Raw genomic sequence first — 24,970 nt, forward strand, 5'->3', positions numbered from 1 at the left:
TGTATTCGGTTTTGAACCCCTTTTTTGGGGTATACAACCTATTATATTCGGTTCGGAACCGCTTCGAACCACTTCCCTAACCCAATTTATTAGGTTGTATAACCGAATAGAACCTATTTTAGACCGCAACGAAGTACTTCCCCAACCCATTCGAATTTTTAAAAAACGTCAACTAATTCGTATATAACCACATTGAGCTATTTTTGTGGCACCTCTTTACGATAACTATATATTTTGAAAGTATTTTTTTAGAAGTTTACGGAAAACCTCATTGCGTGTATGTGGTATTTATTTTACATTTATACAAAATAACAAGAAGTTAGTATATATAGAGTTCCTGTTATACATACGTTATCTTTAATTATAATGAACCTTTGTACTCAAAATATAAATCAAAAAATAGAAAGTGTAATTTCGAGCTTCTTTAAGAAAGAGTACGACTTATTTTTAATTGGTAGTAGAGCAAGTGATTATTTTAACGAAAATAGTGATTTTGATTATATATTGATTACAAATTACAAATTTGAAATATGCATTCTAACAAAAATTTCAAACGAATTAAACACCAAGCTTAATAACATATTCAAATCAAAAATTTCTGTAAAAGTATTTGATTTAGCATCTTTTGAAAATTTATATTTTCAAGATTATTTTCGCTATTTAGAGTATAAGATTTCTCATGAACCCATAAAAAACATAAATAAAGTATTTAGTATAAAATTTAGTGATTTAACAAATGAAATTCTGTTCAATCAATTAATAAATTCGATACTAATACAATATTGGTGGTCTATAATTACAATATCTAACAATCCTGAAACGGAGCAAAAAGTATTGAAAAAGCTTAAATACAGAATTAGGCGAAATATAGAACTCTACAATTCAATAACAGACTCAAATATTAGTCAGACAGAAATTGTCAAAAGTATAGTTAATAATACTCTTTATTCTAAAATAAATAAATTAGATATCAATAATTATAAGTTTTTTTTAGTTAAATATTTTGATTATTTCGAACACGAAATGATTAATAAATCAAATTACTATAATTACACATTAAAAGAAAAATTTCCAAATGTAAGAGCAACTATCAACAACATTAAAGCAACAATATATGAATTGGCTTAACTTTATTTACCCTTTATCCGTTTTCATACTTGGACTCATCGTAAGTATCTTTTTTGGTAAGGATTTAGAAAATCTGAAAAAGAAATTCCACTTTTGGGTTTATAGATTAAAAAATGGCTTCACAAAAAATAAAGAAGTAAAAAGTTTTTTCCATACACCAAGCGGTTATAATTCAATTGATTTAATTGCATATCAATTTGGGTTAAGACCTAACTTGCCAATTATTGATATTCTCTATTTAGAATTACTCAAAAAGATGCAAAAAAATGGCTCTATTAAAAAAATAGCCATTTTCCCAACTATCGATAAGTCAGCCACTAGTCAAACTGAACAAGATTTGAAAAATTTCAAAAATAATATTGCTTCTGTCTTTTGTCACGAAAACAATAATTTTGAAATAATAGACCCTTTTAGAAAATCCGAATTAACATCATCTGAACTCATCGAAGAAAGTTTTATTGACACATTAAATTATTTAGGTAAATTTGATTTTTACAGTGAAGTTTATGATGTTTCTAAGCAAAATATAAAAGGAATTCAAGATTTTAATAAATTCCATCCTAAAGAAAAAAGTGTAATGACACTAATAACACACATTTTCAAAGCTTGGGAAGTAAGAGAATACATCTTAAATTATATTGAACAATCGGAAAAAGAAAAAATGAACATAGGTTTTATTTTTTGGGAAGTTGAATATGATAAATGGGGAATCTATAACAGAACAGCAGAAGATGATAAAATTAATGAATTAACTCTGCTCATTGGTAAATCTATTTTAGGGAAAAACTTCAAACCTGTTGCTGTTTTTACTAGAGACGCTCTAGGTTTATTTGATGAAAAAGAAGTAATTCTTGATAAAATCACCAAACATAGTAAGGAGCAAGTTTCAATATTACTTGAAATTGTTTCTACAATTCTGCAAGACAATTATGAAGTAGAACTTTCAAAAAATACAATCCTACAAGAATCAATAGACAAAATTAATTCGTTAAATGCAAGTAACAAAGTCTTTGGTTCTGTCTACAATGAATTAAAAGATAAATTTACTGATAATGAAAAAGTCCTTTTTACATTGATTTTACAATTGCGAGCAAAGTATGGCTGTTAAAGATATTGTTAGTAAATATTTCAATAAGCATTTGTTTGTTTTTTTACCAAACTTATGCAATTCAGGTTGTGAATTTTGTTATGTTGAACCATTAAATGGTAAATCTGCGAAACTATCAAGAAAATTATTAAGCAATTTTGAAGTTTTAATAACTCAAGCGAAAGAAATAGGTTTTGAAACTATTAGAATTACTGGAGGAGAGCCATTAATTTTTTCTAACTTCTTGGAGATAATTAAAATTTTAAAAAAAAATCAGCTCAATTACACTCTTATGACCAATGGTCAAAATATTCATAATTATTTAACGGATTTTGAAGAATATCTACCAGCTAAAGTTACCGTTAGTTTTCATTCTTTAAAAAGATATTTTGAAATATTTAAAAATGATATTGACTTAAAAAAGTTTTTCAGTACAATAAAATCTTTAAGGGAAAAAAAAGTTGAAATAGCTACAACTACTCTATATCTTGAAGAAAATCATAAAGAATTACCAAACTTAATTAAGTTTTTTGAAAAAAAAGAAATTGATAGTTTGAAAATAATTTATCCAAATAATAATAAACAAAATTCTGAACTAATTAAAAGGTTTGTAAATTCAAATTTTAAATCTTCAACCGAATTAAGGATTACTGATTTTAATCAAAGTAATTGCCTTTTAAAAACTAGAGGATTCTTATCCGTAATTTTGGGAGATTTAAGTATTTATAATTGTTGTACAACAGTTGGCAAATCAGAAAACAAAACAGAAATTGACAATGGATTTGATTTAGGAAAACTCACAATAAAACAATATGAGAATAATTTAAAAATAAGTCAATTCCCTTGTAAAACTAATCTTAATACTTGCCCAATAGCATTGAAAAAAATAACTAAAGGTAACAATGCATAAAAATAATAGCGGTTGAATCGCTAAAACGAAAGTAATCAAATATAAAAAGGTCTGTATTTACCGAAAAATTAGTGATGCAAAATCTGCTATTATTCTTATACGAGACCGTTAGTAACAAATACTGAAAAACCAAACCGACTAAATGGAATTAGGGTTAATAATAACATCAATAGTTTTGGTAATTGCGTTAATTGTAACGATTTTGAATTACCTCAAAACTAAGAAAAAGTTCAAATCGGCATTAGAGCAAAAATCGAAAGAATCGGATAAACTTCATTCCGACTTAAATAGATATAATGGAATTACATCAATAGAAAAAGAAATTGAAAACAAAAATTCTGAATTGGCTGAATTACAAAAAACTGCTAAATCCTTCAATGAAAGCATAAACGATTTACAAATATTAAATTCAGAACTCGATAAACTTAAAGTCTCGAAAGAAATTAAGGAAAAAGAATTGAATGAAATCCAAAATAAAGCTTCAAATCTTAATGACAGATATACTGAAGCTAAATCCATTTTCAAAGAGTTAGAAAAGGATATAAAACTTTACAGAAACGACCTTGAATTTGTTGAAATTGGTATTTATGAGCCAATTTTTGACTATGAAACTTCAGAAAAATACAAGGAAGAACTTACTAATATTCAAACCAAACAAAAAGAATTAATAAAAAGCGGAAATGCTTGTGTTTGTAACACTAATTGGCACGTTGAAAATAGTAGAAAGCAAGGAGAAATAATGACAAGACGTTATATAAACCTGACGTTAAGAGCATTTAACGGAGAATGTGACACTCTAATTTCCAAAGTAAAATGGAATAATGTCAAACGTTTTGAAGAACGTACAACAAAAGCTTTTAACGCAATTAACAAACTTGGCAAATCAAATGATGTTCATATTACAGATGACTACTTAAAATTAAAATTGGACGAACTTCATCTAGCTTATGAGCTCGAACATAAAAAACAACAAGAAAAAGAAGAACAGAGAGCCATAAGAGAGGAACAAAGAGAAGAAGAAAGAGCACAAAGAGAATTTGAAAAAGCAAAAAAAGAAGCGGAATTAGAAGAAAAGAGATTCCAAAAAGCACTTGAAAAAGCTCAAAAAGAACTTGGATTAGTAAGTGGAGAAGAACTTGAAAAATTAAATACACAAATAGCCGAACTTCAAAAAAACCTTCAAGAAGCACACGAAGCTAAAGAAAGAGCAATTTCAAGAGCGCAAGAAACAAAATCGGGACACGTTTACATTATTTCAAATATTGGTTCATTTGGCGAGAATATATATAAAATAGGTATGACAAGAAGACTTGAACCAATGGATAGGGTTAGGGAATTAGGAGATGCTTCCGTTCCTTTTAGATTCGACTTACACGCTCTTATCTTCACTGAAAATGCACCTGAATTAGAGAATTTATTACAAAAAGAGTTTGACGACAGAAGAATAAATAAAGTAAACTATCGAAAAGAATATTTTAGAGTTACACTTGACGAAATAGAACAAGTCATCCAAGAAAAATATGACAAAGAAGTGGAATTTATTAAAGTTCCAGAAGCACAAGAATACAGAAAAACAAAATCAATAATAAAACAATTAGAGCAAGCTAAACAAGAACAAATTGAAAACGTAATTGAAAAATATCCTGATACTTTGCTTTGAAAAAGTACTTGCCACAAGAATGACTATAATCCATTACTAGTTCTCGCCTATTTGCAAAAATTCTCGAAGATTTTCTATTTAACGTGGCTTGTATTTACTAAATTCGTTCTATAACGCTCAACGACATCATACACAAACACGTTCGCAAAAATTTATTGAAATCATTTTTATAAAAAAACTTTGCCCATTCAAGTGGAAGATAAATAGACATGAATTTTATATTTAGAAAAGGAACAATAGCAGATAAAGAAAAACTACAAGCATTAGGTATTCTTTCATACAGTCAGCATCAACAAGCCATGACATCGGAGAATTGGGACAAGTACAATTCTTTTATTTCAAATCCCGAAACATTTACATATTTATTGAGCACTTCAACCTGTTTCGTATGTGAATACAATGCTGAAATTATTGGAATGGCATTTTTAGTTTCAAATGGATATCCTACCGAAATGTTTGAAGATACATGGAGTTATATTAGAATGGTTGGCGTAAACCCAAGTTTTGGCGGCAAAGGAATTGCAAAGAAATTGACGCAAATGTGCATCAACTATGCAAAAGAAACGAACGAAGATTTTATTGCATTACATACATCCGAGTTTATGAATGCCGCTAGACATATTTATGAAAACTTTGGTTTCAAAGTAGTTAGAGAACTTCGTCGATATGACAAAAAATATTGGATATACCTTTTAGAACTAAATACATGATACAAATTAAATACCAAATAGAAGACAAAATATCAGTAGACGAATTTAAAAGCGTGTTGATACGTTCAACATTAGGAGAAAGAAGACCTATTGATAATCATAATACTTTATCAAAAATGATTGAACACGGAAATTTGATCGTAACCGCAAGAGAAAATGGAAAACTAATAGGAATTGCGCGTTCTTTGACAGATTTCAACTATTGCACTTATTTATCCGATTTAGCTATCGATGAAAAGTATCAAAAAAAAGGAATTGGTAAAGAGCTCATTCGTCAAACAAAATTGGCTTCTCCCCAAGCCAAATTGATTCTGCTTGCTGCACCTAAAGCTGTGAATTATTACCCAAAAATTGGAATGACACAATGGCAACAATGCTATGTTTTAGATGACATAGAAGATTTAAAATGAGAGTTCATAATTTAACAAGAAAACAACTCCGAAATAGTTAGAAACTCTCACTTTATAGAAATTGGTTATAAGCTAAAATACCACGTACATATTTATCATTTCATTATCGTATCTTTGTGTGAATCATCAACAATCGCAATATGATAGAATCCTTACCAAAAGATAAAAAAATTGTGCTATTTGATGGCGTATGCAATCTCTGTAACAATTTTATTGATCAAATCATTAAACGCGACAAAAAAAATGTATTTGTTTTTGCGTCTTTACAATCAGATATTGGTATTGCAATTCGTAAACATCTACAATTAGATACATCTACAATGGATTCGGTAATTTTGTACGAACCTGGTATAGCCTATTATAAAAAATCTACGGCGGCATTACATATTATGAGCGAATTTGGAGGTGCATGGAAACTTGTGAAAGGCTTTTTATTTTTACCAAAATTCATCCGTGATGCAGGATATGATTTAGTTGGAAAATATCGCTATAAACTTTTTGGCAAAAAAGAAACCTGTCGCATGCCAACTCCTGAAGAACGCGCAAAGTTTCTAGACTAATCTACATTTTATCACAACTCTTTTAGCAATACATAGTGCTCAAAATGTTGTCCTATATAAGTATAAAAGTAAAATTGTCGATTATTCACTTCACTTAAACGGCAATTTTCTTGCTTGGCATACTTTTAGGTAGCTTCTTTATAAAATCCGTAAAACACTTCTTATTTTTACCATATAAAACCGAATTCTCATGAAAAAATATATCAGTATTGTATTACTTGTGTTATGTTCTCTTCCTGCAATAGCACAGAAAAAAGAAAAAATTAAAGGAAACCGTGAAGTCACTACCGTTATTTATGAACTCGATCCGTTTACTGCTATTGATATAAGAGAAGATATTGAAGTTGTCTTAATTAATGGTACAAAATCACAAGTTGAAGTAAATACCGATGAAAATTTGCACGAAGTATTTGATATTCACGTTGTGAATGGAACACTGACGATTGCAACTACAAAAGAAATAAGAAGTAGTAAGCGTTTAGAAATTTTTATTACGGTTTCAGATACTTTACAACGTATTCATGCTGGAGACGATGTAGAAATTAAGTCACTTACTACATTAGCCATGAACACCATTGAACTCAATGTAATGGAAAACGCTGAAATGGATTTAAAAATACGAGCAGATTCATTGACAATCAATGGATATGGAAAAACCAAACAGCGTTATGAAATATTCACAAATCAATTGATTCTTACTGCCTTTGAAGATGCTGACATACAAGCAACCGCACAAGCTACAAACACAATAGCAACTGTAGAACATGCAGATGTTGAGCTAGAAGGAACTACTGAAACTTTAGCACTGGTAGTAAAAGAAAAAGGCGAATTTATGGCGTCTGATTTCGTTTCTAAAGAAATTGATGTAACTGCTACAGATCAGGCAAAAATTGCCGTTCAAGCTTCACAAAAAATAACTATTGATGCTAATGATCGGGCTGAGATTAGTTTGTTAGGAAACCCTTCAGAGATTAATATGCGTGTTTTTGACGGTGAGGCAGTACTGCAAAAAGTAGATATTCATAAAAAAGGATTTTTAAAACGTATTTTTTAATCAAACCCTTTATTTTTGTGTAAACCCAATCCTTATTTACAATGTCGTTTACACTCGTACTTGTTTTCATGCTTATAGTCATCTTTATATTGGCTGTAATGGTGGCATTTATTATTAAAAAATCATCTCAGCATAAAAGCCAAGAATTTATAGAGAATGAACGGCAACAAATGCGCGATAGTCTTTTAAAAAAGCGCAAAAAACTAAGCCCGCATACGGCAGATTTGTATAAAAAAGTAACGGATGCCATGATTTTTGAGACTGAAGATGCCGTTACGTACCTAAAAACTTCTGGATTTATATATAGTGAACAACAAAAACCTCTTATTGCTTTTGAACGTATTGAGCGTGGTATGTATGAAAAAGGACATATTATTGCGTTCACAAAAAAGCAAGAGTTTTTGTTTGAATTTCATGGGTCAGAAGTTATATTTTATGTTGATGGCGAGCTTTTGGGTAGACTTGATAAAAAAGGACAATTAGCTGACTCGCATGAGCAAATAATCGGAAAAGCTACGCATCCACTACATACCACGTTTGGTATTAATTTTTACAAGCGTTCGCACACACGTACCAATGAAGGTCTTTTTCCACTAATTATGAATGGACGCAAATTGGCTTCAATATCTGTAGCGCCTAATTATGGTGAGATAGGACAACGTATTACAGTGAGCGATGTATTTGATACACTTGAATTTGGTACTCCAATTATTTCACTTTTGGATACACCAAATGCTATTGAAGAAAAATGGTTGTTGGCATTTGCCATTTTTGAAACTGTTTTTCATGGAAAAAAACTCATTCCCTAATTCAAATGATGCGTTTACGCATTCGTGCTTTATTTTTTCATTTTCAATGATGTAATTTAACGTATTAAATATCATCAATCTATTATGAAAACATTTTACAGCTGTTGCCTCCTACTCTTTACATTGTCTATTGGATATGCCCAACAAGAGAAACTAACAACGCACACATTACACATTACACCTTTTATTGATAAACTTGAAAATGATGAGCAATTTACTTTGCATTACTCTTCAACAGGTTGTTTTCACAGCACTAAGGAAATGATTACTTTTACAAAAGAATCAGGGATGTATTATGTTGTTTTTCAGAATAAACGAAAAAAGTTAGATCGTTTACATCTTGAAAAGATTCGAGTTTTCGAAAAAGAACTAGCGCAACAAACCCATCAAGGTTGTACAACTGTCGACAATTATTTGTTGATTTATCATTCTTCTCAGCGTATCATAAGCGATGGCAGTTGTTCTTGGAATGGATATACAAAACTCAAAAAAGAGCTTGGGCTTTCTTGATAATGTTCAAAATAGCAATAAAACAGTCTGAAATAGAATACTTATTTCAGACTGTTTTTTTTAGTATCTACTCATCGTGATGTTCTGTATGATTTCCAAACGGTTTGATTATAATTCCTAAGCTAAAGATAAAACCATCTGTTGGTGCATAGATTTCGGGAAACGTTGGATTGCTATGTGGTGGCGTTACCAACGACGAGAAACGACTTTGTCTGCGATCAGTAAAGTTTTCAAAATTGGCAAAAATTCCGCCCCATTTAAAGTTACGCATCGCAAGAAACCCCATTGTGACAAAATCAGTTGTTTTAGTACCGTTAGAGAGTATTTGCGATCCTGTATAATACGTTTCATATCCCACTCGCCACTTACTGGTTTCATACATAAGTACACTTCCGGCATTATGCTTGGCTGTTAATGGTTTTCTAGGGTTTCCAGATAAATACAAAAGTTTAGTATCTATCAATGCATAGTTTATAAACCATTTAAAATCATTGTACGAGAATTTTATATTGGTTTCTGCTCCTTTGCTCAAAATTGACCCATTAGCGTTTTCAAACTGAAAAAATCCATTGGCGTTTTCAGAAAGTAATAAACCATTATCGATGGCTGTAACGTAAAATAATTGATTGACAGAGAACCCTATTGCATCATCAAAGAGTTTTGTTTTATAATTAAAATCAAGGTTTAAGCCATACGAACGTTCTGCTTTTAATGAGTTTTGATCTATTCGCAAAATATTTTCAAAGTTGATAAATTCTGCTTCTTCTGTAAAGATGTCTGGAGTTTTATAACCCAAACCACCACCTAATCTACTTGAAAAACCCTGCTCATTTTTATACAGCAAGGAAACTCTAGGTAGTACAAAAATTCCCCATCCTTTGGCAAAATCTGTACGTACACCTGTTTCTAGAATCCAATTGTCTGAAAGATCCATATTGGAGTTTACAAAAAGTCCAAAAGTTACATCGTTTTGATCTCGTTGCAAGGGAGCACTGTCGGCTTCATCAAAATTAGTGGTGTAAAGATTTGCCCCAAGTGTCCAATCATTTTTTTCATAATTGTGTTGTAATGTTGCTTCACTAAAGGAGTTGAGTTGTTTTCCTTTAAATTGCATATTGGGAACATCTAACGAGCGATGAAAGTAAGAAAAGCTATTTTTGAGAGTCAATACACGTAACGAATCAATTTGTGTTGAAAAAACAGCTTGTGAACTTATTCGTTTTGAGATATTTTCTTCTGTGTATTGGTGAATTCCATTTTCACCATTTTCAATTTTCTCTACATCTCCTCCTATTCGATCATCATAAGTACCATTAAGTCCTATCCAAAAAGTAGTATTTTCATTAGGATAATAGTACAACTTAGGATTTAATGAAATAGATTGCGTTTCTGGCAAATTGCTAAATCCATCATCTTCCGGATCAAATAATTGTTGGTAATTCCCTGAACCATATAAACTTATTCCAAATTTTTCATTTCGCTTGCTATAAAATATATTGGCTGTACTTCCCAACGCATGTGTTTGCGTAAACATGATATCTAAATTTGGTTCATAATCTGGTGTTTTAGAGATTAAATTGACCAAACCTGCAATTGCGCCACCACCGTATAAGGTAGAAGCACTTCCTTTAATAATTTCAAATTGTTTGAGATCTAACGGAGGAATTTGCATGATACTTAATCCACTTGAAAATCCTCCATACAATGGAAATCCATCACGTAATAATTGAGTATAGCGTCCATCTAACCCTTGAATTCGGATGTTGGTGTTTCCGCTACTCAATGATGTTTGTTGCATTTGGATACCAGTGCTTTCGCGTAATACCATTGAGATATTGGTAGCATTCATCATGTTTTTTTCAGCGAGTTCTTCGCCTCCTATAATTTCTATGCGTGTGGGAATTCTACGTATATCTCTGGTACTTCTTGTGGATTCAATAATCACTGCATCCAACTCACCTTCTGTTTCTTTTAAATAAAAAACGAGTTGTTGTGTTACAGGTACATCTATAGTAGTTTTTATTGTTTGATAGCCAAGATATGAGATTATCAATTCATATGTTCCATTGGGAATTCCTGAAAAAGCAGCCATTCCTTCCATGTCTGAAATCGCTCCTTTTTGTAATTTTTTTAAAAGTATATTGGCACCAAACAAAGGTTGCTTATCTTCTTGAGATAAAACTTTTATTGAAAGATCATTGGTTTGTGCGTTGCCCCATCCGCAGCATATACAGAAAAGCAACACGCTCCATTTTTGTAATTGTGACATATGTTTAATTTTTTGTGATAATATATTTTTGAGACACCTATATAGCGTGTCTTTTGAAGATGAATAGTATATATTACACAAATTGTGGCGGTTGCCAGATATTGAAAAGTCGGTCGAATCGATAATGAGATTCGTAATATGATTGAAGTACTGTTGAAATTATAATTTTACTTTGCAGCGAGTATGTTGCTGGTTTTTGGTATACAATTAATACGCCGCAACAATTACACACACAAAGTATGGCGCAAGAGTCATCGTGATCGTTTTGGTGACTATGTTCTGTACTGGTTTCAGTAATGGTATCATGCTCTAAGTTAAATCCGTCAGAACAAGGCTTTAATGCTAAAGCCAATAATAAAACACCTATGACAAAACTGATACTTTTCATTGCAAGCAAAGATAGTATAAAAGCTTTTTTACAACCTCTAAAATGTCTTTTTTGTTCGTTAATTTTTTTCACTTGTTTGATTTCTTAGTGTATTTTATACGCAACTTTTAGTATTTTGCAGCCTATGAAAAGAACCCTACGACAATATTTAGTTTATACGCTTCGCTCTGTCGTTTTTTGGATACTTGCTTTTAGTTTTTTAATCATCATACGGTATTTTGGTATTTTTGAAGAAAAAGGCGTTAGTATTCTACCTAAATATCAAGTTCCATTGATAGAATTACTTACTTATGTATCGTTGTCTTCTATTCCTTTTGGAATTTTATATGCTTCCATTGAGTTTTTCTTTGATCGATTTTTAGCTAAAAGTCTATCCTTAGGTGTGATTCTTTTTACAAAAACCTTTATTTATTTAGTCATTCTAATCATATTAGTGACGATTGTTGTAGAATATACTGGTTATGTGTTGGATGTTCCTTTGACTGAAGGAAATGACTGGTGGAGTAAGAATAAAACGTTTTGGACAATTGTACTCTTTTTTATTGTTGCTTCTCTTATTTTTTCATTTATAAAAATTGCAAATGAAAAATTTGGACGTGGTGTATTTATGAAAATGTTGCTTGGAAAATATCGTAAACCTCAAGAAGAACAACGTATTTTTATGTTTTTAGATTTAAAATCTTCTACAACTATTGCTGAAAATTTAGGACATTATACGTACAGTCAATTGATACAAGATTGCTTTTATGACTTGAACACCGTCGTTAGAAAATACGATGCCGAAATTTATCAGTATGTGGGAGATGAAGCTGTTTTAAGTTGGACATATGCCCGTGGAATTAAGCGCAATAACGCAATTGAATTGTACTATGGGTTTACAGAAAAATTACTTTCTCGTAGTCAACACTATCATGACAAATACGGTTTACTTCCTGTATTTAAAGCCGGAATCCATGGAGGCGCATTGATGGTTGCCGAAGTTGGAAGCGTAAAAAAAGAGTTGGCCTATCACGGAGATGTTATTAACACAACGGCTCGTATTCAGGCAGAATGTAATACTTATAATGCGAATGTGTTGATATCAGAGAATTTATTAGCAGAAATGTCACTTTCTGAAGAAAAGTATTTCACAAAAAAAATTGATGATCTTTTGCTTAAAGGAAAAGCAAAAACCATCAATATTTATAGCATTTCAAAAATAGCGCTATAATAAATTTTAATCTGTTTCTTCCAAGAAAAAAAATGTAATGATTGGAAGTTTTCACACCTAATTTTCTTTCTTAAAAAATACGAAAAAAAGTTGGTAATAGTAGAAACGGATTAGTGAGGATAAAAAATTACTCTTTTACAATAATCATGGTTGCTTTGACACCAGTTGTTAAGTTCCATTCGTTTGCAGAAATGAGCTCACCTTTGTCATCATATACACGAAACTCAGCAGTATTTGGTCCAGAAGATCCTTGATTTAATGCTTGAATTTGAATTTTGTTGAACCCCGATTTTAAAGGAATATCAAGCTTTTTGTATGCTGCTTCCAATAAGATATTTTCTATGACAACTTGATCGTTCAAATATACGCGAACTCTATCTCCATCAACAAATTCATGATCTCTACATATAATTTTTACAAATTCACCATTGCTTCTAAAATCACCTAAATATTGTTCCACTTTATATTCAGGACGAATTTCTTTGTCTTTGTTATTTAGTTTACGTTCAAACTCTTTGTTTCTCGTAACGTATTGTTCTTGTCCCGTAAAACTGATTTCTTTTTCTTCTTTAAGTGACGCACGATTTGATTCTGGTAATTTAATCAAGCTTGTGCGTTTGTTGACCAATAAACTTGGCGTTTTAAACTCCATAAAGTTTATTGTACTTTTTTCAGGCTGTAAAGGCTCTGTCGCTTTAGGAAAAGGTAGTTTGATGCGACCTTTAGTTATATCAACATCTGTAGTTGTAGTGGTTTTTGTAGTATCTTTTTGAGCTTGTACAAATTGCATACAACAAAGCATTAACAAGCTAATGATGCTATATTTTACTGTTGAATTTGTGACTAAAAACCTCATGAATTCTTTTCTGTAGCAAATAGTTAATACAATATTACACATTTTTTACGTACCCATTTGCTTCTTAACATACAATTATCATTCCAATTGCCGTATTAGTTCCATGGAATTTCAGCAAGTTGTAAGTGAACTATTTTCTTAATCCCAAGATTGATATTTTTTCGCTTCCAAAATCCACTATTTGGGTGATGTACTTGATATTCAACATCAATTACACGTGAGAGTTCTTGAGAAATGATTCCTTTGAAAGCACGTGTACTTCCGTTAACATAGTAATCAAATTTGTATTGCTTTAAATAATTCATGAAGTCATTTCGGTACTTCAAATTAATCCAGCCGTAAAACCAAAAATTGAGACGTGTTTGATTACTTCCTGTTTTACCTAATAAATAGTGTAATGATGTTTGATAAGGAACTAGTGTGTAGAAAGTGACTTGAAAATTGGTAGTTTCATGAGCTGTAATACGCTTCATTAATTGTAAAAACCCAGCTTTAAAACTCTGAAAATATCCTGCCAACGGATTCATCGCTCGGAAGCTATTCTTATAATCAAATTCGTTTTTATCAGGCGCTTCCACTGCAAATAATACGCGCGTGTAGGTTACATTTTCGCTTGGTGCCATTTGTGGAACTCCATTTTCAATCCAAAATGTCCATGGCTTCACCAAATGTGGCATTCTAAAAAAACGATCTTTTATAATTACGAAATCACCTTGAACATCAAAAAACTCTTCATCTTCATTTGCAATGAGTTTAAAATCATCTATTTTAAGACTTGTGACACGTTTACTTTTTCGATTATATACAGGAATTGTTTGAACAATTTTCATATCGGGGAATACTTTTGCGATTGCATAAATACGTATTCTCGATTAGATTCAAAATTATTTTTTTTAACAATATCTTTGTTAATTACTTTTTTCAAAAAAAAATCGTCCTTGATCAATGACCAAGGACGTTCTTTTTGATCAATATAAATAAGCCGAATTGATCAATAGATCGAAAATCGTTAACTAAACAGCAAATCTTTTAACTTATTTTCGAATCAAAAAAATACAAAAAAAAGAGCTCAATAAAAACTATTGAGCTCATAAAAACTTGTTAAAGTTTTTTGGTAGTATTGCTGAATTGCAAACCTACCACTTTTTATTTTTTGTAGGAAATTTATTTTTATAAAATAAGTAAATACTTTTTATTATATAAAATTGAATCTCAAATTATGAGTATTTTACATTCAATTTTGTAATGTATTAAGTATCAGAATTCAAGTCTAAACGATCTTTTACAAATTCTACTTCATGTTTCCCATGTGGCACTGAATTTCCGTGTTCGTCTAAGTTTACCATTACAATATTATCGACCATGACAATGGTTTCGCGAGTCATTTTGTTACGAACTTCACATTTTAATATTAACGAAGAACGTCCAAATTTTACGACTTCTATACCAATTTCAATAATGTCTCCTTTTTTTGCAGAACTCCTAAAGTCAATCTCAGACATATACTTAGTGACAACACGAGGATTTTCTAATTGAATTATGGCATACAATGCCGCTTCTTCATCAATCCAAGCGAGCAATCGTCCTCCAAATAATGTCCCGTTTGGATTCAAATCTTCAGGTTTAACCCATTTTCTTGTATGAAATCTCATAATGCTTATTTTTTGTAAAAATACAATCGTTTATAGGTTTTTTGTAGTGTTTTGAATAGAGATTCTTGATACTACTAATTTCTCTTTTTATGATTGTATGTTTTAAAATAAAGTTGGTGGATTGTTAGGTGTACTAATTGTTTTAGGAACCATTACATTGGTGTGCAAACGATTGTTCAATTTTTTGATAAAATAGGCCGATAATAATGGAGATTCTTTTTCTAAGTTTTGATGTACAAAAAAATGAATTTTTTGCAATCCTTGTGTGATCCAAGTTTCCAAACGGTCAACCCAATCATCTAAACGAGAGGTGTCACTTTCATGATTCGCACCTACATAACGAATAAACGCTTCATTATTAGTCAGTCTCATGTGCATTATATCACGTCTGCCGGCTGTATCTACCAAAATATTTGCGATATTATTTTCTTGTAGTAAATGATATAACTCTTCAGCTACTTTTTCATCATTAAACCAATCTGTATGCCTAAATTCTACAGCTAGCGGAACTTCTTTAGGCCAAAACTCTATAAAATGTATTACTCGGTCAAAATCTTTTGGAGAAAAGTTGGTATGCATTTGCAGAAAGATTGTCCCTAGTTTTTCTTTTAGATGGCTTGCATGATATAAATATTGATCTACAACAGCTTCAGTGGCTTGCAAACGCTTCCAATGACTAATTTCTTGTGATAGTTTGGGGAAAAATCGAAACCCATTAGGAGTTTTATCATACCATTTTTTAAATTGCTCTGCAGGAAACATACGATAAAATGTAGCATTGAGTTCTATAGAGTTAAATTGAGATGAGTAATACGCTAATTCATCTTTAATACCACGTGGATAAAATCCTTTTAAGTCTTGCTTATTCCATTTAGCACAACCTACATAAATAGAAGGTTTAGAATCATTTTTATACGATCGCAGAACAACTTCTGTTTCTGGATGATCTTTAGGTAAGGTAAAATCAATTTGCTCAGGATTAGTCACTTTTCCAAATTTCATACATCATGCTTTTAATTGTATAAAAATACACATTTATAGCCCATTTATTTGGAATTTACTTTAAATAATCATGTTGATAACATGGTTAACAAGTTGTTTATAACCTGTTAAGAATCAAGGTCATTAATTTTTAATTTTAGTAAAACATTATTGTCATGAACGATCGAGAAAACGATTTACTCAAAGCACGACCTCAAATTTCCCCGAAGTCCATTTCAGAAAATATGTCTAAAGATGAGCGTTTTCAAAACACTACTTTACGACCTGTTATCAAACTACAAAGTCCCCTGTTAATTGCTGCTTTTCGTAATTATATTAGTAAGCACAAAAATGTATTTCATGGGTTATCTTTAGAAAAGCGTTTGTTGTATATCGAAAATGCAATTCAAAAGGATATGAAATTCCGTAATTCACTTAAAGGAATGATTATTGGACAGTTTACGATAGAAGAATATCAAACATATATTGAAAATTCTTCAGCCTTAAACAAACGCATGATGAACATTGTTGTAGAACGTTTAAAGGATAATATTTTACTGTTTGAAAAAGAAGTAGCGTTTAGCGCCGTTATTTAGCAATAAACGTCAAACGTTTTACTAATCTATCAATGACACTCCATTTAAATCGGTAGTCAATACATCGCTCATATAGTCAAAAAATGGACGAATGGCTTTGAAAGATTCATTGACTTTGTCCATAAAATCTCTAGAAGTAACTTCTTTGTCTGTAAATTTTTTGGTAAAAATGAATTGTTTCTTTTTGATTAAGTCAATAGACTCGTGTTCTTTAGTAAATCCTTTGGGAGCCGTTTTTACTTCGTCTCCTTCTAATTCTCCCCAAATATTTTTGAATGATTTTTCATGAATGATTTTACGTAATTCTGAAGCATCCATTTCAAATTCTTTTCGAATTCTATGAAGATCTTCTTTATTAGGATCCCAAAAACCCGTAGCAATAAATGTTTCATTATTAGGAGCTATATGAAGGTAATATCCTCCTCGTAATCGTGGTTTGATTCGATGAAAACTTCCCGCTAAATGCGTTTTATAAGGTGTTTTATTTTTAGAAAAACGTACATCACGGTATATTCGAAACATTTTCATTCGATCTATTTGATCGTGTTTATTTAGCAGTTCATACAATTGATTAAAGAATTGTTTTACTTCTCGTTCAACTTCTTTGAACTCCTTTTTATGGTCTGTAAACCATTCTCTGTTATTATTCTTTTGTAAGTCTTGTAAGAAAGAAAAGGCTTCTCTTGGAATTGTTTCGTTCATGTATTGGTTTTTTACTAATGTACAAAATATTACTACGAAAGTGAAATTAGAACATTAGTTCACTTTCAAGAATTACTTGGCTCTCTAAAGTTCGATGTACAGGACATCGTGCGGATATTTCTTTTAGGCGTGCTCGTTGCGCTTCTGATAAATGACCTATTAATTGTAATTTTTTAGTGATAAAATCAATTTTTGTAGGTTTCTCCATAGGAATATTCAAATCCGTATTTTTTCGTTTTTCATGAGAAATATAGACAAATACTTCTTGTAAATCCCATCCTTTTCTATCAGCATACATTTTAAGCGTCATGGTAGTACATGCGGCTAAACTTGCATACAAGTATTCATATGGCGAAGGACCAAAATCATCTCCACCAATAGAAAGCGGCTCATCTGCTACCATATGATGGTTTTTGGTTTGCATTGTGGTTGTGAATTTGTCTTCTATCAGGTTTAAATGTCCTATTAGTAATGCCTCATTCGGATTTACTATTTCTTCGTTTTGAATCGGAAAATACCGTGCCGCCCATGCTCCAATCATATTTCCTGCATATTGACTATCTCTTGTATTAGATAGTAAATGATCAGCATTATCAAGAGAAATAAAACTTTTTGGATGATGAGCTTGAATGTACAATTCTTTTGCATTTTCTATACCTACAATTGTATCAATTGGGGAATGCAATATTAGTAACGGTTTTCGCAAGTTTTTTACAATCGTAGGCAAATCAGTTTTATCAAAATCTGAAATAAATTGTTTGTCTATAGTAAATGGTCTGCCTCCTATATTTACTTGTAGTTCTGTATTTTCGGAAAGCTCATCAATATTATGTGTAAATAGACGTTTTACATGTGTAACTGTGGCAGGAGCTCCAATTGTGGCAACTGCCTTGATATCATCCAATTGGGAAGCGGCAGTTATAACAGCAGCACCTCCTAGCGAGTGTCCTACCAACATGCAAGGAGCTTTGTAATGTGTTTTTATATATGTATGTACAGAAAGAATATCTGCTACGTTACTTGAAAAGTGACTTTCGGCAAATTCACCTTCACTCCTACCTAATCCTGTAAAATCAAAACGTATTACGCCAAACCCATGAACCGTAAGTGCCCTACTTATATTTTTTACCGCTTGTAAACTACTGCTACAAGTAAAACAGTGTGCAAAAATTACAAAATGACTAGGTTTTTGATTGGCTGGTAATTCTAAATATGCATGTAACGTATGTCCTTTGGAATTAAGTATTTGAAGTTTTGTACTTTTCATTGGATGGTTCTTTTTGAAAAATTGATACTGTGTTAGTCTTTGATTGTACTCAAACATTACGAACTACACGATAACATTGAACACCCTACTTTATGTCTTGCCCACTCTGGACGTTTTGCATACCATTTTTCAAACTCTGGTTGTTCGTCATACGGTCGCTTTAATACTTGATATAATTCTTCAATTATATCATATTTACCTTTAGTCGCTTCATCAATGGCTATTTGTGCCATATAATTTCGTAAAACATATTTTGGGTTCACTTCATACATCTTAAATTTCCTTGCTTCATCAGTTTGCTCTTCTTGTTGTAATAACGAAATATATAGAGTAAACCATTGATTCCACATTTCTGCTGTTGCTCCAGATACTTCTAGTGGTTTGTAAAATGCTTTGTGTATTTTTTGAAAAGCTTCTTGTGACGTATTCTTTTTTTGAACACGGGCAAGCTCACGAAAAAAGATAGTCATATCTGTCTCTGTAGCTTGTAAATTCTTTTCGAGTCCTTCAATAAGCCTTTCAACAGATTCATTTACTTGAACAATCCCTATTTTACGCGCCATCATATCAACATATTCTTTATCAAAATCCTTTTGGTATTGTTCTAAAATTGCTTCGAGAGGTTTAGCCTCATTTATCAAAGGATATAAGGCATTTGCCAATTGGACTAAGTTCCATAAGGTAATTCCTGGTTGATTGCCATATGCATATCGATGATGTTGACTATCTGTAGTATTTGGTGTCCAATGTGGATCATAGCCTTCTAACCATCCGTAAGGACCATAATCAATCGTTAGTCCTAAAATAGACATATTATCAGTATTCATCACACCATGAACAAAACCTACACGTTGCCAATGAATTACCATTTTTAATGATGCAGTAACAACTTGCTGAAAAAAATCAATATATTTTTGAGCGCCTTCTGTTTTTATATGGGTATAGAAATACTTGATTGTATAATCTGCCAATTTTTTTAGATTGTCAATTTCTTTACGTGCTGCAAGTATTTGAAAGTTTCCAAAGCGAATAAAACTCGAAGCAACTCTACAGATAACCGCTCCTTTTTCATACGCTTGATTGCCATCATATAGCATATCGCGTAGTACTTCATCTCCTGTTGTTATGAGTGATAATGAACGTGTTGTTGGTACTCCTAAGTAAAACATCGCTTCACTACATAAGTGTTCACGAATAGATGAACGTAACACTGCCAACCCATCTGCAGTACGAGAATATGGTGTTTCTCCGGCTCCTTTGAGTTGTAATGCCCATCGTTTTCCATTTGCAATTACTTCCGCTAAATTAATTGCCCTTCCATCTCCTAACTGTCCTGCCCAATGTCCAAATTGATGTCCTCCATAACACATTGCATACGGTTGAGTTGATGGATATACTTTTTTCCCTGAAAAAATGGTTAAAAATTCCTCCGAATTCATATCCTTTTTTACTTCTAATAGTTCTGCCACATCATCCGCAACGTGAACTAATTTTGGATTGGAAGGGATTCGAGGAATAACATACGAAAAACAGGCATCAAATACTTTTCTTCGGGTGTTATTCTTGTTTGGATCGGCAGGTAATTCGGCAGTAAATGTATTGTGTATATGAAGTTTCATTTTTTAGCGATTCTTTATAAAATACAAACCTAAAAAGGAATGTATTTCTTATTCTTGTAAAGATACTACATATTCTTTGGAGCACCAATGCAAGGTTTAGAAGATAGATCTCTATTTTTGTACTATGATTTTATATGAGGATGCATATATTCTAGCGCTATACAAACCCAATAATATGTTGGTTCATCATTCGTATATGGCAAAAAATCAAGCCGAAGAAATGACGCTTTTGGAGTCGTTTCAACAGAAATATCAAAGAAAAGTGTTCCCGCTACATCGTTTAGATCGAAAAACTTCTGGATTGGTTCTTTGTGCAAAAGATACAACATACGTCGCAACTTTTCAGCAATTATTTACTTCTAGTACGATTGAAAAAGTATACTACGGATTGGTTCGTGGTTTTACTCCAAAGCAAGGTGAAATCAATTCTCCTGTAAAAGGTCGTGATGCGAATGTATATAAAGAAGCATTTACTTTTTACAAAACTTTACAATGTGTAAGTTTGTCTATTCCAGTTCCTCCGTATGAGACATCAAGATATAGTTTGATTGCAATGATTCCTAAAACAGGGCGTATGCATCAATTGCGAATTCACATGAATAAAATTAATCATCCATTAATTGGTGATCCAAAGTATGGAGATCGTTTTCATAATCGTATGTTTCAAACCAATTTTGAAATTGATACACTTTTTTTACATGCTGCATCTTTGGTTTTTACACATCCGTATTCTCAGAAACAAATTGAAATTAAATGTCCTTTTCCACAACATTGGCAGGATATTGCTAAAAAATTCAATTGGACTCTTCCATCATAAATTAATTGAAAAGAAGTTGTATTAAAAGTATCGAAATGTATAGTTTTGCTTCGCAAATATTTCAACTATGGACATTATTGCTTCTTTAGGGCTTATTATCATTACTTGTATTATTATTTGGCGAGCTTGTGATGGGTTTGAAATGGCTTCTGATTTTTTGGGTAGAAACTTAAAAGAAGGTATTAAAGGGGCTACAATTAATGCCATAGGAAGTAGTTTGCCTGAATTGTTTACGACACTTTTTTTTCTGTTTGTACTAAATGATAAGGATGGATTGTCAGGCGGAATTGGTACAACTGCAGGAAGCGCTGTTTTTAATGCAATGATAATACCTGCGGTAGTGATTATGGCAGTAATTGGAAAAGGAATTGTTCGAGGAATTACTGTTTCTAAGAAAGTTATAAAACGTGATGGAATATCTTTGATTCTTTGCGAAATTGTGCTCATTTTACTTGTTACGGGTTCTGAGTTATATTGGTATCACGGTTTGGTATTAATGCTCTTATACGTAGTATATATTTCGTATATGTTGTTAAGTCAAGGGTCTGGCCATATTGACAATGATTTTGAAGAAAATGCAAATGGTGGCAACAGAGCGGTTGCATTTTTTAAAGGAGATCTTGCCACTACAGTTTTGGGCGACACTAAAATCAACGTATCAAAAGCTTGGTTGTTGATGTTTCTTTCTGTTTTTTTTATAGGTATTGCATGTTACTGGTTGGTGGAAGCTTGTGAATTGTTTGGAGAAGCTATTGGGATGCCTGTATATTTTGTTTCTGTAATTTTAGCATCTGCAGCCACGAGTGTTCCAGACACTATTATTTCGTGGAAAGATGCTATGAAAGGAAATTATGATGATGCAGTAGCCAATGCTTTGGGCAGTAATATTTTTGACATCTGTTTTGCGCTTGGGTTGCCATTGTTTTTGTTTACTTTAATCAATGGACCCGTTACCATGAGTCCCGAAACTGTAGAAAATATTGGACAATTACGTATTTTGCTTCTTATCATCACTGTGATTGCCTTTTTTGTGTATTGGATTCCTAAAACAATTAAAAAAGCTCACGGATATCTGCTCATTACACTTTACGGGCTTTTTGTTGTGTATATTGTTTTAAAAGGATTTGATACCAGTTTGCCTATTATTACTAATACTTCAGATGCATTATCTGCTATGGCAGATTTTTTTAGTCGTTTGTTTTAGAAACTTTTCCCTTTAGTTTTCGGCATTACTTTTGATGTTAACATTTTTTTAACATTAAAACCGATTATTATGAAAATGTCAAGAATGACCACTTCTGGCGTAAATGCAGGCTCTATGGCAGATATAGCCTTCTTACTATTGATTTTTTTTCTTGTAACTACTACTTTTTCTGAAGATGAAGGAATACGGAGTTCCATGCCTAGTCCTTGCCCTCAAGGTGTGGATTGTACCTCTGAAATACAAGGAAAAAATATTTTTACAATTCGTCTGAATCATAAAGATGAACTGATGGCAAACAACGAATTAATCTCTTTGAGTGAACTTCGTGAAAATATTAAAGCTTTTGTTGATAATAATGGAGATAACTCGTGTGCGTATTGCAATGGAACAAAACGTAAAAATTTATCCGACAATCCTCTTAAAGCTGTGATAGCACTATATACGGATAGAGAAACTTCTTATAAAAGTTATATAAGTGTGCAAAATGAATTGGTAAGTGCATATTATGAATTGCGAAAGGAATTAAGTAACCGAAAATTTCAAAAATCTGTAGAAAACTTAACAGAGCAAGAGTTGAAAATTTTAAAAGAATCCTACCCTTTACGCATTTCAGAAGCAAATTAAGAATCGTGCAATCATAAAAAAACGACTCTTACCACGAGTCGTTTTTTATTTTTTAAATAGCTTTATTGTTTTACATATTCATGGGTAAAACAGTCAATACAATCTTCAATCAATACTAAATTCGAACCCGTAATTTCGAAGATAAACTTAAATTCATTTTCTTGAATAATCATTTCATATAAATCATTGTAAATTATTGATATACTTGTATTTATTAAATAATTAATTTGAGATTCTAGAGTTCCATTTCGGTATCTTTTAATTGAGTTTGCAGAAATTTCTATAATTCGAGTATCTCCTGTAGATTGTGGTGTTTCCTCAATTCCTGCAATTCCTCCTGAACTACTTGTCCAAACCCACGTTCCTATTAATGCAGAATTATGTTGAGAATCATCGTCATTGGAACAACTAAATAATGTACTTCCTATTATTAAAGCTACTAGTATTTTTTTCATTTTAAATTATGTTTACATATGAGATTCAAATATTTTGTAAACGTTGCGTGAATGAATAAAAAAAGCTGTACCAATTATTGATACAGCTTTTTTTGAGAAACGAATATTTGTATTACTTTTTGATAAACTTTTTAGTTAATGTGTGTTTTCCATCAAAAACTTCGATAAAGTACATCCCTGAGCGAAGTGTATCAACTCGAATTTGCGATTCTGTAGTCCCAGAATCAATCACTTGTCCATAGAGGTTTAGTATTCTATACGAATTGATAGTCCCTTGATTTAGTTTTACATTGAGTATTTGTCCTTTTACTGGGTTTGGATAAATAGTTAATTCATTCGTTGTAAATTCTTCTTCTGTTTCAAGAGTTGTAGTCGTTTTTGTTTGTTGAGCATCTTGACGAGCAGCAAGTAACGTAGTAAGTCGTGCATTATCAATTGCTACATCTGCTTGCCAAGTTCCTCCTGTTACTCGATTAAAGCGTAATTGTACACTTCCGCCAACATATTGAGAAATGTCAAGTGATACATTGAACCATTGATTTCCTTTATTACCAGATTCACTCCATAAAGCAGACCATGAAAGTCCATTGTCATTACTAGCTTCCAAAGCAATAGTTCCCATATCATTTGATCCATACATGTGGTAGCTAAAACTAAAAGTTGCATTTAGTTCATTTGTTAAATCGTAACAAGGAGAATTGACAATTGCTTGTTTGTTTGGATATCCTGTTCCGTTTCCTGAAGCCTCTACATACATGTAGTAACTACCATCGGTTGCAGCAGATGATCCTGTACTACTTGAAGGTGTTGCATTTGCATATACAGTCCAATCAATATCATCTTGTGTAGATTGTGTCCAATCCGCTAGAGTATTTTCAAAACTTTGTGCATATGGATAATTGGTTATGCCTCCACTACATCCTTCAACGACAAATATTTCATCTGTAAGACGGATATCATCAATAGCTACGTCTGCTCTCCAAGAACTTGCAGTTACGCGGTTAAATCGTAATTGGATTGTTCTTCCAGTGTACGAAGACAAATCGATGGTTGCTTTTTGCCATGCATTTCCTTGATTTCCTGACTGACTCCAAATGGCACTCCAATTCTCTCCATTATTTTCACTGATTTCAACAGTTAAAGTACCTAAATCTGTTCCATACATATGATAGCTAAAGTTGAATGTAGCTTCTGTTAAAGCCGTTAAATCAAAACAAGGAGAAGTTATTATTGCTTGCTTATTTGGATAACCTGTCCCATTTCCTGAGGCTTCTACATATAAGTAAAAACTTCCTTGTGCCGCATTGTCTGGTCCTGTTCCACTGGAAGGTGTTCCATTTGTATGTAAGGTCCAATCAATATCGTCTTGAGTTGATTGTGTCCATCCGCCTAAAGAGTTTTCAAAACCTTCTGCATAAGGAAATGTGTTGATTCCATTAACACAACCAGTAGATACTTCGCTCACAATAATAGTTCGCACTACCTCTACAGC

General features: G+C 32.0%; 26 protein-coding genes. 15 read left to right on the forward strand and 11 right to left on the reverse strand.

Features of this window, described 5'->3' with window-relative positions; genetic code table 11:
- Window positions 1–366: 366 nt before the first annotated feature.
- The 10 genes from AA088_RS16750 (at window position 367) to AA088_RS16795 (ending at window position 8,838) form a co-directional block, all read left to right on the forward strand.
- Window positions 367–1,128, forward strand: coding sequence for a hypothetical protein (locus AA088_RS16750; protein WP_046746194.1), 762 nt, complete (start codon window positions 367–369; stop codon window positions 1,126–1,128).
- Entirely contained in the window at window positions 1,115–2,236 is a 1,122-nt protein-coding gene (locus AA088_RS16755) for a hypothetical protein (RefSeq protein ID WP_046746195.1), read from the forward strand. Before AA088_RS16750 ends, AA088_RS16755 begins: the two co-directional genes overlap by 14 nt.
- Window positions 2,226–3,125 carry a radical SAM protein gene (locus tag AA088_RS16760; protein WP_046746196.1) on the forward strand — a complete coding sequence of 300 codons (900 nt, stop codon included), beginning with the start codon at window positions 2,226–2,228 and terminating at the stop codon, window positions 3,123–3,125. Before AA088_RS16755 ends, AA088_RS16760 begins: the two co-directional genes overlap by 11 nt.
- Before the next feature lie 142 nt (window positions 3,126–3,267).
- Window positions 3,268–4,785: a DUF4041 domain-containing protein gene (locus tag AA088_RS16765; protein WP_046746197.1), complete on the forward strand. Its 1,518-nt coding sequence runs from the start codon at window positions 3,268–3,270 to the stop codon at window positions 4,783–4,785.
- Between the two features lie 209 nt (window positions 4,786–4,994).
- On the forward strand, window positions 4,995–5,495 hold the full coding sequence (locus AA088_RS16770) for a GNAT family N-acetyltransferase (protein WP_046746198.1): 501 nt from the start codon (window positions 4,995–4,997) through the stop codon (window positions 5,493–5,495).
- Window positions 5,492–5,905 (forward strand): GNAT family N-acetyltransferase, encoded by a 414-nt coding sequence (locus AA088_RS16775; protein WP_174442410.1) that lies wholly within the window; start codon window positions 5,492–5,494, stop codon window positions 5,903–5,905. The genes AA088_RS16770 and AA088_RS16775 overlap by 4 nt, the downstream gene beginning before the upstream one ends.
- A 140-nt stretch (window positions 5,906–6,045) precedes the next feature.
- The gene (locus AA088_RS16780) at window positions 6,046–6,465 is read left to right on the forward strand and encodes a thiol-disulfide oxidoreductase DCC family protein (RefSeq protein ID WP_046746199.1); all 420 of its coding nucleotides are present in this window, start codon (window positions 6,046–6,048) and stop codon (window positions 6,463–6,465) included.
- Window positions 6,466–6,655: 190 nt separating this feature from the next.
- A complete protein-coding gene (locus AA088_RS16785; RefSeq protein WP_046746200.1) occupies window positions 6,656–7,519 on the forward strand; it encodes a GIN domain-containing protein in 864 nt (287 codons plus the stop codon).
- Between the two features lie 68 nt (window positions 7,520–7,587).
- Window positions 7,588–8,328 carry a hypothetical protein gene (locus AA088_RS16790; protein ID WP_162199698.1) on the forward strand — a complete coding sequence of 247 codons (741 nt, stop codon included), beginning with the start codon at window positions 7,588–7,590 and terminating at the stop codon, window positions 8,326–8,328.
- A gap of 84 nt (window positions 8,329–8,412) precedes the next feature.
- Window positions 8,413–8,838, forward strand: coding sequence for a hypothetical protein (locus tag AA088_RS16795; RefSeq protein WP_157547321.1), 426 nt, complete (start codon window positions 8,413–8,415; stop codon window positions 8,836–8,838).
- Between the two features lie 67 nt (window positions 8,839–8,905).
- On the opposite strand, the gene AA088_RS16800 is transcribed toward AA088_RS16795, so the two are convergent.
- Window positions 8,906–11,107: a TonB-dependent receptor gene (locus AA088_RS16800; protein ID WP_052752943.1), complete on the reverse strand. Its 2,202-nt coding sequence runs from the start codon at window positions 11,105–11,107 to the stop codon at window positions 8,906–8,908.
- Between the two features lie 73 nt (window positions 11,108–11,180).
- A complete protein-coding gene (locus AA088_RS16805) occupies window positions 11,181–11,567 on the reverse strand; it encodes a DUF6660 family protein (RefSeq protein WP_052752944.1) in 387 nt (128 codons plus the stop codon).
- A 52-nt stretch (window positions 11,568–11,619) separates the two neighbouring features.
- Between AA088_RS16805 and AA088_RS16810 the strand changes: the two genes are divergently transcribed.
- Window positions 11,620–12,705 carry an adenylate/guanylate cyclase domain-containing protein gene (locus AA088_RS16810; protein ID WP_046746203.1) on the forward strand — a complete coding sequence of 362 codons (1,086 nt, stop codon included), beginning with the start codon at window positions 11,620–11,622 and terminating at the stop codon, window positions 12,703–12,705.
- A gap of 127 nt (window positions 12,706–12,832) precedes the next feature.
- Here AA088_RS16810 and AA088_RS16815 read toward each other — a convergent pair whose 3' ends face one another.
- The 4 genes from AA088_RS16815 to AA088_RS16830 all read right to left on the reverse strand — a co-directional run bounded on the left by AA088_RS16815 (window position 12,833) and on the right by AA088_RS16830 (window position 16,215).
- Window positions 12,833–13,495: a LamG domain-containing protein gene (locus tag AA088_RS16815; RefSeq protein WP_052752945.1), complete on the reverse strand. Its 663-nt coding sequence runs from the start codon at window positions 13,493–13,495 to the stop codon at window positions 12,833–12,835.
- Window positions 13,496–13,656: 161 nt separating this feature from the next.
- On the reverse strand, window positions 13,657–14,391 hold the full coding sequence (locus tag AA088_RS16820) for a hypothetical protein (RefSeq protein WP_046746204.1): 735 nt from the start codon (window positions 14,389–14,391) through the stop codon (window positions 13,657–13,659).
- A gap of 420 nt (window positions 14,392–14,811) precedes the next feature.
- A complete protein-coding gene (locus tag AA088_RS16825) occupies window positions 14,812–15,213 on the reverse strand; it encodes an acyl-CoA thioesterase (protein ID WP_046746205.1) in 402 nt (133 codons plus the stop codon).
- Between the two features lie 102 nt (window positions 15,214–15,315).
- Window positions 15,316–16,215: a DUF72 domain-containing protein gene (locus tag AA088_RS16830; RefSeq protein ID WP_046746206.1), complete on the reverse strand. Its 900-nt coding sequence runs from the start codon at window positions 16,213–16,215 to the stop codon at window positions 15,316–15,318.
- Between the two features lie 155 nt (window positions 16,216–16,370).
- Between AA088_RS16830 and AA088_RS16835 the strand changes: the two genes are divergently transcribed.
- On the forward strand, window positions 16,371–16,790 hold the full coding sequence (locus AA088_RS16835) for a hypothetical protein (protein WP_046746207.1): 420 nt from the start codon (window positions 16,371–16,373) through the stop codon (window positions 16,788–16,790).
- 21 nt (window positions 16,791–16,811) lie between these two features.
- Here the strand turns inward: AA088_RS16835 and AA088_RS16840 are convergent, their stop codons facing one another.
- Genes AA088_RS16840 through AA088_RS16850 form a run of 3 tightly spaced genes read right to left on the reverse strand, consistent with a single transcriptional unit; the run spans window position 16,812 to window position 20,378 of the window.
- Window positions 16,812–17,492, reverse strand: coding sequence for a DUF2461 domain-containing protein (locus tag AA088_RS16840; RefSeq protein WP_046746208.1), 681 nt, complete (start codon window positions 17,490–17,492; stop codon window positions 16,812–16,814).
- Between the two features lie 46 nt (window positions 17,493–17,538).
- The gene (locus AA088_RS16845) at window positions 17,539–18,759 is read right to left on the reverse strand and encodes a bifunctional alpha/beta hydrolase/OsmC family protein (protein WP_046746221.1); all 1,221 of its coding nucleotides are present in this window, start codon (window positions 18,757–18,759) and stop codon (window positions 17,539–17,541) included.
- A gap of 56 nt (window positions 18,760–18,815) precedes the next feature.
- Complete coding sequence (locus AA088_RS16850; protein WP_046746209.1) at window positions 18,816–20,378, reverse strand: protein adenylyltransferase SelO; 1,563 nt, start codon at window positions 20,376–20,378, stop codon at window positions 18,816–18,818.
- Between the two features lie 124 nt (window positions 20,379–20,502).
- Between AA088_RS16850 and AA088_RS16855 the strand changes: the two genes are divergently transcribed.
- From AA088_RS16855 to AA088_RS16865, 3 genes are all read left to right on the forward strand, one after another.
- Entirely contained in the window at window positions 20,503–21,195 is a 693-nt protein-coding gene (locus AA088_RS16855; RefSeq protein ID WP_046746210.1) for a pseudouridine synthase, read from the forward strand.
- A 67-nt stretch (window positions 21,196–21,262) separates the two neighbouring features.
- Complete coding sequence (locus AA088_RS16860; protein ID WP_046746211.1) at window positions 21,263–22,399, forward strand: sodium:calcium antiporter; 1,137 nt, start codon at window positions 21,263–21,265, stop codon at window positions 22,397–22,399.
- A 69-nt stretch (window positions 22,400–22,468) separates the two neighbouring features.
- Window positions 22,469–23,023 carry an ExbD/TolR family protein gene (locus AA088_RS16865; RefSeq protein WP_064972177.1) on the forward strand — a complete coding sequence of 185 codons (555 nt, stop codon included), beginning with the start codon at window positions 22,469–22,471 and terminating at the stop codon, window positions 23,021–23,023.
- A 62-nt stretch (window positions 23,024–23,085) separates the two neighbouring features.
- Here AA088_RS16865 and AA088_RS17835 read toward each other — a convergent pair whose 3' ends face one another.
- Window positions 23,086–23,478: a hypothetical protein gene (locus tag AA088_RS17835; protein ID WP_052752946.1), complete on the reverse strand. Its 393-nt coding sequence runs from the start codon at window positions 23,476–23,478 to the stop codon at window positions 23,086–23,088.
- Between the two features lie 112 nt (window positions 23,479–23,590).
- Window positions 23,591–24,970, reverse strand: a 1,380-nt coding sequence (locus AA088_RS16875) for a T9SS-dependent choice-of-anchor J family protein (RefSeq protein ID WP_157547325.1), incomplete at its 5' end; no start/stop codon positions are given.

The organism is Kordia zhangzhouensis (assembly GCF_001005305.1).
Lineage (GTDB): Bacteria > Bacteroidota > Bacteroidia > Flavobacteriales > Flavobacteriaceae > Kordia > Kordia zhangzhouensis.